8 protein-coding genes are annotated in these 10936 nt (G+C 37.2%); 6 read left to right on the top strand and 2 right to left on the bottom strand.

Going from position 1 to position 10936, the window contains the following annotated elements; translation table 11 throughout:
* Positions 1–598: 598 nt before the first annotated feature.
* Positions 599–730 carry a hypothetical protein gene (locus tag QZU83_RS09135; RefSeq protein ID WP_295611629.1) on the bottom strand — a complete coding sequence of 44 codons (132 nt, stop codon included), beginning with the start codon at positions 728–730 and terminating at the stop codon, positions 599–601.
* Between the two features lie 442 nt (positions 731–1172).
* On the opposite strand from QZU83_RS09135, the gene QZU83_RS09140 reads away from it, so the two are divergent.
* The 3 genes from QZU83_RS09140 (at position 1173) to QZU83_RS09150 (ending at position 8997) form a co-directional block, all read left to right on the top strand.
* The gene (locus tag QZU83_RS09140; protein WP_295611633.1) at positions 1173–5621 is read left to right on the top strand and encodes a hypothetical protein; all 4449 of its coding nucleotides are present in this window, start codon (positions 1173–1175) and stop codon (positions 5619–5621) included.
* 159 nt (positions 5622–5780) lie between these two features.
* Positions 5781–7955 (top strand): hypothetical protein, encoded by a 2175-nt coding sequence (locus QZU83_RS09145; RefSeq protein WP_295611636.1) that lies wholly within the window; start codon positions 5781–5783, stop codon positions 7953–7955.
* 118 nt (positions 7956–8073) lie between these two features.
* A complete protein-coding gene (locus QZU83_RS09150) occupies positions 8074–8997 on the top strand; it encodes a hypothetical protein (RefSeq protein WP_295611639.1) in 924 nt (307 codons plus the stop codon).
* A 109-nt stretch (positions 8998–9106) separates the two neighbouring features.
* Here QZU83_RS09150 and dmpI read toward each other — a convergent pair whose 3' ends face one another.
* Positions 9107–9295, bottom strand: coding sequence for a 4-oxalocrotonate tautomerase DmpI (gene dmpI / locus QZU83_RS09155; RefSeq protein WP_295611641.1), 189 nt, complete (start codon positions 9293–9295; stop codon positions 9107–9109).
* Positions 9296–9361: 66 nt separating this feature from the next.
* On the opposite strand from dmpI, the gene QZU83_RS09160 reads away from it, so the two are divergent.
* From QZU83_RS09160 to QZU83_RS09170, 3 genes are all read left to right on the top strand, one after another.
* A complete protein-coding gene (locus QZU83_RS09160) occupies positions 9362–9820 on the top strand; it encodes a deoxyuridine 5'-triphosphate nucleotidohydrolase (RefSeq protein ID WP_295611644.1) in 459 nt (152 codons plus the stop codon).
* A complete protein-coding gene (locus QZU83_RS09165; RefSeq protein ID WP_295611646.1) occupies positions 9817–10581 on the top strand; it encodes a thiamine pyrophosphate-binding protein in 765 nt (254 codons plus the stop codon). The genes QZU83_RS09160 and QZU83_RS09165 overlap by 4 nt, the downstream gene beginning before the upstream one ends.
* A partial coding sequence (locus QZU83_RS09170) for a thiamine pyrophosphate-dependent enzyme (protein ID WP_295611649.1) occupies positions 10536–10936 on the top strand: 401 nt, incomplete at its 3' end. The genes QZU83_RS09165 and QZU83_RS09170, both read left to right, overlap by 46 nt.

Below are 10936 nucleotides of genomic sequence, written 5' to 3' on the forward strand. Positions count from 1 at the left end.
TTGGAAATGGCTGTTTTTAGTTTAAATCATCATTTGAAGTTTGGATGATTTTAAAACATATTGTACGATTTGATATTATTTTTGATTTTCAAACAGTTTCACGTTTCAGCGAATTTTTTCATATTTCTGATTTTTGAAATATTTTAATCTTTTAAAAGTGCTTTTAAGGTCCTGATTTCAATTGCACCAACTTTAACTGGGATTTCATAAAATGATGATTTTTGCAGGAGATCTTTTAAAATCAGTTGAACTTTTCATCATTTTAACCGAATTTCATTTTCAACATTTTCCAGAGATGGAGTTTGCTATGTCACTTTCAAGGTGAAGTCAGGTTTCAATTTTGCAGGGGTCAATGTGAAATGCAGCATGAATTTCAGGATTCGAACTAAAATTTCCCGATTTTCTTTAAAAATTTATGCTGAATTTTATATGATTCAGGCAAGTGATGTTTAGATTATTTCACAAATTTCCAAATCGTATTTATTTTATTTGAAAATAACAATCAAATTGGATTCATAAAAGAGAATTTAAAGTGATTTTCACGTTTTGGCAGTATAAATCACACTATATCATTTTAGGATAATTTTCAGCTCAATTTTCACTGTTTTTCATAAAATATGCTCAATTTAAATCCAAATGCACGATTGGGCAGCGTTAATGTTGTTACTGTATGGGAAATTCCTGCGAGTAAGTCGGAATTTTCAACACATTTGTCCTTTAAAAAATCCACCATATCAGTTTCAGAAATTCAAGAACGGTCAGATTAAAAATCTGAATTTAAGCTTATTTTAATGATTATAGCTCTTTTAAGCATTTACACTTGAAATGCACCTCTCTTTGATGGTTTTTTCAATGTTGCACCATCACCGGTGACATTGTAATTGCGATTGTCAAAAAACCTAAACACAACTATTTTTTTTTAAACTGGAAAACCTCTCAAAAGGCAGATGCCTTTAAAATCTCCTGGAAGGTATAATATATTACAACTTTTTTCTATGAAACTATCAAAAATGCATTTTAAATTTTAAAATATCCATTAATTTTTCTATTTTTTTTTAAACATGTACATATATTGCTTATTTTTTAAAATAATTCATTTTAACATTAAATATATTAAATATGTTTGATATAACTCATATCAATGTTTAATTTAAACATTATTGGTGTTAAAAATGAAGATAAATAATATTTTTTTAGTCAGTATATTTGTACTGGCGATTATAACGCTAGGTGCCGTTAGTGCTGCCGAAGAGGCAGGAAATCTTACGGTGAGTGATGATGCCGGAGAAATCATTGGATCTCCGGTTGATGAAATAGGCATCGCAGCTGTTGAGGAAAACAGTGGCAGTGATGTGATTGGAGATGGTAGTGAAGTGCCTATGAACATTTCAATACCTGATGAAATTTTTTACGGTGAATCCTTCACGGTTTCAGTATCCGTTCCTGAAAATGCAAACGGGGATGTTTCTCTATATATTGATGGTGAGGAGCAACACAGTGACGGGGTCTATGAAGGATCCTTTTATTATTACTGCAGCATTGATGAATTTGGAGAACATGTCTTTGAGGCAAATTATGCCTCTGGTGAAGATGACATATACTCAGACACCGTAAAAGAGGAAAGCTATTTTTTAAACAATACTCAGTATAAAATTAATTTATATAATTATGTGGTATATGGGGAAAATCTCATATCTTACAATGCCCCTTATGATATAAGGAGTGATGTTGTAGTTACATTCAAGGGGAACAGGTATCAATCAATTTATGATGATGAAAACGGTCAATGGGTATTTGAAGTGCCGGATTTGGAATTTGGAAATAATGAAATAGGAGTGTATTATTCCGGTGATGAAGATTTCGCTGAATATTCAGATATTCAGACTGTAGATGTCATCGGCAGAATCATCTCTGACCATATGGAAGATGGAACTGTGGACGTTTCATTGACTTTGCCTGATGATGCAACCGGTAAACTGACAGTATATTCTCACTTTGAAGGATATAATGGGGATGAATGGGTTTCAAGAGATGTTGAAATCGGCAGTGATGATATGAAAGATGGGAAAGCTGTGGTTTCACTAACCGATTTGCCTACAGGGGAGAATAGTATTTATGCAAATTTCACCGGTAACTATGAAGTTGAATATTTATATGAATATGTTACAGTCGAACCAAAAGTAACAGTTCCAAAAGCGATTATTGCTGGTGATGATTCATATGTTGTTGTGGAAGTTACAGGTGCTGATGGTAGTGTAAGTGTATCCTATGAATCCGATGATTATGAACACAATATTGGATTTGCAGACATTGAAAACGGCCAGGCTAAAATTTCCCTGGCGGGTTTGTTCAGCGGAGAATATTATCTTGATGTTCATTATCAAAACGATGTTTACGAATGGCAAAGCATTTATGAACTTTATGTTGTAGATGATTTCGATTTTAATGTGGAAATCGCAGATTATCCTAAAGAGATTATGATAAAAGATAATTATCCTCAAGACGTTAATTATTATTTGCCGGGGTATGCTGATGGTGAATTGATCTTGAAAGTTGATGGAAAAGTGGTTGACAGAACCGTACCTGGCATAAATGACGATAGCTGTTCATTTTGTGCTGAAAACTTAACTGTTGGTGAACACACATTGACACTCGACTTTGTAAGCGACACTCAAAAGAACTCTTCTGATTCAGTAAAATTCAATGTTGTCGTTGCAATGGTGAGGATTCCTGATGAAATTATAGAAAATTATGAAAATGAAAATGGCATGCCTATAGGAATATATATCGGATATTCAGATGATTCTACAGGAAACTATGTAATTTCTATAGACGGTGAGGAACTTAGGACTGTTGATTTTGCAGATGAAGCATACAATTCCCACTACATTTCCCTGTCTGATGTTGCACGTGGAATCCATAATGTAACTGTAACAGTCAATGATGACAAATATGGCAGCGTATCTGAAAGCAATATTGTTGATTTTGATTATGTTTTCGCTTTTAGTGCAGACTCCGTTTACGGAAAAAATACTTCAATATCCATTATTCCACCGCAATATCTTGGAAATGGTGATTTGACCATAACTGTTGACGGTAAAGTTCAGGATTGGGAATATAATCCAAGCAATCAAAATATACGTGTATCATCCGATTTTGCATTTGGCCGTCATGATGTTGTAGTCCAGTATGCAGGCGATGAGCTGTATCCTGCAAAAGACCAAAAGTTCACATTTAATACAGGCGCATCCTTTGATTATCCTGAAGGGGATGTTGTAGAGGGAACTGACGTTGGAATTACTTTAGTGTTGCCCGATGATGCAAAAGGCAGTATGAAGATAGTTGTTCTGGATGAAGAATATGATTATGAGGACTATAGTGATTATTCTCCATTGGATGAAAAAACAATCCCTCTGGTAAACGGTAGGGCATATTATTCCTTCAAAGACTTAAAGGCTGGCCAATATAGAGTAGTTGCATCCTATATCGGTGATGATTATTATGTGGATGATGAGGATATGTACCTTTGGGTTGTTGAAGGTGAAGGTATGGACTGGGGTGAAGAGTCTCTCGTTTTAGGCGATAACAAAACAGTCACATTCACTGCACGGGATAATGATGAAGGGGTGCTGTATCTAACCCTCTATAGGATTCTGGACAAATTCAACGATATAGAAGATAACCATATTTTATTAGGGGAATTTGAAATTCCACTCGTCGATGGTGCTGCAGGCCATACTTTTGATAATTTAACATTAGGCTGCTACCACATCCGTGCAATTCACGAATCTGATGACGGTCCGGGATATCAGGGAGGCCATGATTTCTATGTCAATCCGACAAAAACAGAAGCTAAATGGGGATATGTTTTCGATGATGACAATAACCGGGTATTCATTGAACTGCCTGATGATGCAACCGGTAAGGCCATATTGACCATTCAACCGAATATATGGGAAATTGACCTGGATAATCCTGAAAACATTGTAAAGGAATATGACGTTAATGGATCAATCATCATTAACCTGCCGGCAGACCTTCCTGCAGGAGATTACGATTACCTGGTCAATTACACAGGAAACTATGGAAACTACCTTGAAGGATTCAATAGTATAATCTATGGCCTTGACGAAAGATTTGACCCGAAAATGGAAGTCAGTGCAGATGAGATAGCTGTAGGTGAAGATGCGGTGATTGACATTTCACTTCCAGTATTGTCAGTCGGTAACGTAACTGTTGCTATTGGCGATGATAAATATGATTTGCAGTTAAACAAAGGAAAAGCAAGTCTTACCATTTCAGATTTAAAAGCAGGCAATTATGATGTTAATGTGTCTTTCAATGGTGATGAACGTTTCATAAAACAATCCAAAACAGCTCAACTTGCCGTATCCAAAAAACAGGCTGTTATGGATGTTGAAATCACAGGTAAAGATCCGTTAACCGTCAATGTCAATGTTGCCGGTGCAACAGGTAAGGTTAAAGTCAACGGCAAAGAAGTTAATTTGGTCAATGGTAAAGCCAGTGTAGAGCTTTCCGATTTGTCAGATGGCTATAATGCTATTGCAGTTGATTATGATGGAGATGCCAATTATGATAAGGCAAATGCCACCGTAGGTGTTTTCGTCATGGCAAAAGAAAAGAACAATGCAACAATAACCGTTGACGGTGTTGATTATCCTGTTGAACTGGTTAACGGCACAGCTGTCATCAACACCAACAGAACAGAACCTGCAGTCAAAAAAGTATCTGAATTAAGTGAAATCACAATAGGTGATGATCAGACAGTTTCAATTGTCCTTGTCGATGAGGACGGCAAAGCCATCGCAGCAGCTCCTATTGCATACACAGTAAATGGCAATGCAGGCACAGTAAACACAGATGCAAACGGTAAATTCACAGTCAAAGGTGAAAACGGTGCTGTAATCACAATCAGCTATGCGGGCAATGACAACATAACTGGCATTAACACAACCCTTAAACTCAACAGTCCGGACGTTCCAACTGCCGTTAAAGTCGCAACCCAATTCAACATCTCAGACCGTGCAATAACCCTTAATGGATATGCAGTAGATGGTAAAGCTGGAGAAGAGGGAATACATTATGCTACAGAGTTGCTTGATGCAAACGGCAAACCGTTATCCAATGCATACATTGAATTTGCAGTAAACAATAAAATCTACAACAGAACAACCTACGAAAACGGCAGCTTCAAACCGTACAAGCTCAACATGATAAGGGCAGGAAGATACACAATGGCATTCAACTTTGCAGGTGATGACAACTACACCAATGCATTTGCATGTGTATGTGTTGATCTGGACAAAAAACCAATCACAATCAGCGCTGGCAAAAAAACCTATAAGGTTGCTACCAAAACCAAAAAATACACAGTTGCCCTATCCACAATCAAAGGTTTGGATGGTAAAATGTATTTAAGCCCTAAAACGGTTGAACTCAAAGTCAATGGTAATACCTACACTGGAAACACCAAAAACGGAGAAGTTACCTTCAAATTAACTAATTTAAATAAAAAAGGCAAATATATTGCTAAAATTAGTGTTGCCGGTGATAAAACTTACGAAGATGCAAGCGCTTCTGTAAAATTGACAGTTAAATAAGTGAGAATTTTCATTCTTACTTTTTTCTATTTTTTTTTGAGTCTGTAAAATTTTATGAAATAGCTGGATTTTCTCGGCATTTTTTTATTTTTTAAAAACTTTAAAGACATATACTACTTTTTACATATATATCTTCAATGCAAGTTTAAGGTGAAAATTTTGAAATCAAAGATTATTATAGTTTTAATTTTTGCATTGGCCATCTGTCTTATAAGCCCGATAAGCGCTTCAGACAACATTACAGACGACAGCACAGTGGTGGCCGATGACATTAAGGTATCATTCAATGAATCTGTTTATGAGGAGGATTTGGGTGAAATAAGCGTTGAATTGCCACAAAATACCAGCGGCAATCTGAAAGCAACAATAAATGACGTGGAATTCTACAACGAGAATGTGTCCTCATCGGTCAGGATTCCGATTACAATACCGAAAGAGGCAATATCATTGTTTGTTGTAAACAAAAACACAGACCACGTCACATATAATATCAATCTGTTCTTTGACAACGTTTTAATCCCTTCAAACCATACTCTGAAGGTCATGAAGGTTGCCCCGAACATTACTATTCATGGTTTTCCTGAAGAAATCCTGAAAGATGACCCTCAGGGATATGTTTCATTCTACATGCCTGAGTCAGCCAACGGCGAGATGAGGATATATATCGACGGTGAATTTGCATTCAATTTCACTTCCCGCCAGTACAATATCCAGAACGCAAGCCATTTCAACACACTTGAGCTGGGAAATCACAACGTGACAGTGGTTTATGCCGGCGACAGCTATTACAGGAAATTCAACAAGACCTTCAATTTTACAGTGGTTGATATGGTTATACAGATTCCAAGAAACGTAGTTTTGGACCATGATGACTGTATAAGTGCAAAAATCCTCAATAATACTGATGGTATTGTCACTGTCTATATAGATAATAAACCGGTATTTAAGGGTAAGCTGGATAAGCGCGGTGAGTTTTTATACTCTCTTTTCAAGGATGTAACCTGCGGAGAACATATAATTGAAGTGGAGTATAATGCAACCAAATTCAGCAAATTAAAAAAGGCCCATATCAATGTAAGCTATTATGTGGAAATGTTCGGCTTCGGATCTTTTGTATACGGCGATGATAGCCAGGTTGTCATAATTGTTTTGGAAGACTTCAAAAAGGATTTAATCAACATAACCATCGACGGAGTAAGATGCACAGACTTTGAAATCGACAATTCAGGATGGATAGAACTGGATGTCTCAAAACTTGATGAAGGAAACCATACAGTTGAATTCTACTATCCTGGTGATGAAAAATACTATAACTATACAATTAAACAAAACTTCAGCATCCACTATGAAATCATGGTTCCATCCGATTTCTTCAGGGACACCGAATTTGATGTTGGCCTCACACTTCCTCCATCAGCCGAAGGCAGTCTTGAGGTATATGTCAACTCAAAGCTGTTCAAGACAGCAAAACTGGTTGACGGATCTGCAGTTATAACAGTCAAAAATCTAATCCCTGCACAATATAACGTTTCTGCAAGATACACTGCCTCAGACTTTAACGTAAGTGATGTAAACACATTGATTGACATATATCCGGACATCATAACTCCGGGAGTAATCAATTGCGGTGATGACAAATCAATTGTCCTTAAAACCGTTAAACAAGCAAAGGGCAAGGTAATATTCATGGTGGACGGCAAAAACATCACAGTAGAGCTTAAGGACGGAAAAGCTAGTTTGCCTCTTAAAAACTTCAAGGTAGGATACTATGACGTTGATGCATTATATATCGGAGAAAACGGATATAATACAACTGTATATTCTGCCGTGGACGTTTCACCGTCAATCAAACTGACTGGCGTCAAGACTACCAGTGAAAGCGCAAAAATGAAAGTCTACATTAACGGCAAGCTTGCCAAAAACACCAAGGTGACATTCAAGATTGACAAAAAGACCAAAAAGGTAAAGACTGATAAAAAAGGATTTGCAACAGTCAAACTGGCAGCAGGAAAACACAAAATAACAGCAAGCTATAAATCATCAAAGGCAACCAAAACAGTCTATGTCCATGTAATCACACTGAAATCCGCTGCAGTTAAAAAATCAGCCAAAAATGTGGTATTGACAGCCAAACTTAAAAAAGGCAAAACCCTGCTTAAAAACAAGGTCGTCAAATTCAAATTCAACGGCAAAACCTTAAAGGTCAAAACCAATTCAAAAGGCATTGCAAAGGCAACATTTAAAACTTCAGGCCTTAAGGTCGGCAAAAAAGTAACTTATCAGGCAAGTTACTCTAAAGATACTGTTAAAAAAACAGTTATCGTTAAAAAATAGGGATTAAATTTCCTATTTTTCTTTTTTTTACAATATCCTTTTAATAGTATGGTTTTTTAAAAGCATTTTTCGAGTTAATCTCTAATCTTTTTTTATTATAAAATCCAATATTTAATTGATGAGTGAAAAATACATTAGACAAAACAAAAAATCCTGCACAATAGTCAAAAGCTCCAAAACCTATGCAAAAATAGCTGATTTGGACGATGCAATTTTCATTAGGGATTTTTTAATCGACAACGATTGGAATTTGGACAAAACCCCTCAAATTCTTAAAAAGGATGACAATTACCTGATTTTGACAGTCTATGAAGAGAGGATTCATGTTCTGGCCAAATACAAACAGAAACCCGGTAAAGATACTGTAGAAAACCTGATTAAAAAGCACAGGAGAAATCCGAACAACTCAAGGTATGGCCTCAACATCGCAAGGGTATTTGACGTATTCATAATCAAAAAGCAGATTGCAGGCGATGACTATATCTTCGGATATTATGACAGGCTCGAAGATGCGGAGTTTGTAAGGAATTTCCTCATGGACAACAGCTGGAACGTCAATGAATTTAACCAAATCGAGTTTGACGAGGAAACCAGTACCTACAAGGTCGTTAAGGTCATTGACGATAAGGTATATGTACTTGATTCCTTTGACAGTCCTGACATTGACGTAGATAAAGTTTTAGAGGAGTTTTTAGCAAAAATCTCTAAGCATAAACACGGTCTTGCACATTACCCTCACTTGGATTTGCTTAAGGATAGCATAGACGATCTGGAAATGGAGTTCAATGTCACTGCCAGTGATGAAAACTGGAATCTCAACGATATCAAAAAAGACCCCTTAAATGATATAGTTTTCAATATGACTCCGTTTCAGAAAAGCGTTTATGATGCAATCGACGGTGAAGCAACCTTCGATGAGATTAAAAGAAAACTGATTCGCTACAAATCCAAAAATTTCGAAGATAAAATAAGTAAGAATCTCGAAAGCCTCATTGACATGGGTCTTGTTGAAAAACGGGGCGAAGTCTATAAAAAAAATTAAATAGTGCAATCTATTAATATTTATATGGTATTTGTTTAAAATACCAAGTTCTTTTTTGGTTTGAACTTATGGGAAATTCCAGACGGATTTCCCATTTTTCAAAAAACAATTATTGTCTGTCGCTTAAAAGTTCACCGGCCACTCCAATGTCTTCCTTTTCATAGCCTTGAACCAGGACTGTTATTGCCTCTACAGGCAAACCATATGATTCAGCGACAATTTCGGATACTTTTTTAACCATTTCTCTTTTTTTCTCTACTGTTATTCCGTTATTTCCGGCTATTGTAATTACAGGCATATTTATCACCAATTAAAATTTATTAGATAGATAGTATATATAGATTATTATAAGGTTTTGATATTTATGCTCGGTGAAAAGGAACTCGTTAAACTGTTTCCGGATTTTGCTGATTTGGTGCAGCCTTCCGGAATAGATTTGGAACTTGACAGAATATACACTCAGGAGTCTGGAGGCTCACTCATTGACAATGAAAAAACCCTGCCTGAAATAAGGGAAATGGAAGGTGAAATATTCACATTAAAGCCTCATACCGCATATCTGGCTAGCATCAAAAGGAAAATCAAAATTCCCAAAGGATATACAATGCTTTATCTGCCACGCTCAACACTTTTAAGGTCATTCATTTCAGTTCAGACTGCAGTGGGAGATCCCGGCTTTTACGGAACACTGATGTTCATGATTTATAACCATGGGGAATATGAATATAAGATAAAATCAGGCGACAGGATTGCTCAGGCAGTCGTATTTCCTGTTGAAGGCTCCGGTGAGTACAATGGATCCTATCAGGAGGCTGAAAAATGAATGTCTCCGACAGGATGGTTGAAATACTTGCCGAAGAGGGAATTGAGCATGTTTTTGGAATTCCTGGCGAGCAGATAATGCCCCTTTACAAATCACTTTCAGAATCTCAAATAACCCACATACTGACACGCCATGAGCAGGCCGCCGCACATGCCGCCGATGCATATGTAAGGTCAAGCGGAAAAATCGGAGTCTGCATTACAACAGCTGCTCCCGGAGCATATAACACAGCCATGGCGCTGGCTACAGCATTCAAGGACAATGTTCCAATTCTGGTTTTGACAGGAGACAATGACCTTGAATACAGAGGCAAGGACCGTTTCCAGTCACTTCCTGTCTTTGATACATTCAAGCACATTACAAGAGCATCATACAATCCTCTCAATGGTACCGAAGCCATTTATGCCTTAAAGGCAGCCATTTATGAGCTTAAGACAATGCCTAAAGGGCCGATTCACATTAACCTTTCAAAGGACGTGCTTTCAAGCGAGGATTTCCAGGACTTTGATTTGTGTTATCTGTGTGAGGATGACATGTCCCAAATAGGTGACGCTCAAAAGCTGATTGATTCATCCGAAAAACCTCTTCAACACCAAGGGGAAAATATGCATTCGAAAATTCAGACTGCATTATCGCCTTGGGAATTAAGGGCAGTGAAAGGACACTTCCGGAAATTCCCGACAATCTTATACATGTCAATCTCAACAAGGATGTTTTGGTTGGGGACTGTCAAATCCATGGTAAGGTCGAAGACTTTCTAGGTCAAATCAGATTCAAAAGGGTCAACTGGTTGGATGAAATTTTACAAATCGATGATACCGTACATATTGACGGCCTTGATGATGATCTCGCACCTCAAGCTGCAATCAAAAGGATTCTTGAAAAATTTGGTGATGACATCATTGTTTCAGATGCAGGAAGCCATACCACATGGACAACACTTATGATGAAATCCAAAAGACCTGGACAGTATCTGTTTCCGGGAGCCATGGCACCGATGGGATATTCACTTCCAGGTGCAATAGGTGCAAGTCTTGCAACCGGCGAGCAGGTAATTTCAATCAATGGGGATGGCGGCATTCAGATGAACATCCAGGAGCTGGCCACCCTGAAGGC

The sequence above is a fragment of the uncultured Methanobrevibacter sp. genome, assembly GCF_902771435.1.
Classification (GTDB): Archaea; Methanobacteriota; Methanobacteria; order Methanobacteriales; family Methanobacteriaceae; genus Methanocatella.